This window comes from Actinomadura napierensis (assembly GCF_039529375.1).
GTDB classification, from domain to species: Bacteria; Actinomycetota; Actinomycetes; order Streptosporangiales; family Streptosporangiaceae; genus Spirillospora; species Spirillospora napierensis.
Map to the genome: position 1 here is coordinate 1 of NZ_BAAAMR010000284.1, position 843 is coordinate 843.

The window sequence follows — 843 nt, forward strand, 5'->3', positions numbered from 1 at the left end:
ATGTTAAATGGTTTTACCTTGGTTTATTAACAGCTATTTTAGGTTTTTTATTTTATTTAATGATAGGTCGTTTCGCTCACATACGGCTTGGAAAAGATAATGAAAAACCAGAGTTTACCTTTACTGGCTGGATTTCTATGTTGTTTTCAGGTGGCATGGGGGTCGGACTAGTATTTTGGTCGGCAGCTGAACCTATGTGGCACTACGCTAGCAACCCTTTTACACCAGGGCTAAGTGATGAGTCCGCTAGTATGGCTATGCAACTGACTTTTTTCCATTGGGGTTTGCATCCATGGGCTATATTTTGTATCACCGCTTTAGCTCTTGCTTATTTCTCTTATCGTAAAGGTCTTCCATTTAGTTTACGCTCAATTTTATATCCAATTATCGGAAACCGCATTTACGGACCTATTGGCCATACAGTTGATATTTTAACAATTGTTATTACAGCTTTTGGGGTTGCTCAATCCCTTAGCATGAGCGTACTTCAAATTAATTCTGGACTTAATCAAGTTTTTGGTTTTGAGAATAGTTTAAGCTTACAATTTATCATGCTGACTATTTTATGTGGAATAGCAACTATTTCAGTAGTCATGGGTATTAATAGAGGAATGCAAAGACTATCTGAGCTTAATATGATTTTAGCTATTCTATTGATAGCTATTTTACTTATTATTGGACCTACTCGTTATTTATTTAATACCTTATTTGAGGCTACAGGTAACTATACACAAAATCTTATAAGCATGAGCTTATGGAGTGATGCTCAAAAAGATTCTGGCTGGCAAAATTGGTGGACAGCTTTCTACTGGCCATGGTGGATGACATGGGGGCCTTTTGTAG

At 36.9% G+C, this 843-nt stretch carries 1 protein-coding gene; it reads left to right on the forward strand.

Going from position 1 to position 843, the window contains the following annotated elements:
- The coding region (locus ABD296_RS49460) for a BCCT family transporter (protein ID WP_344285490.1) at nucleotides 1–843 on the forward strand (843 nt) is incomplete at both ends.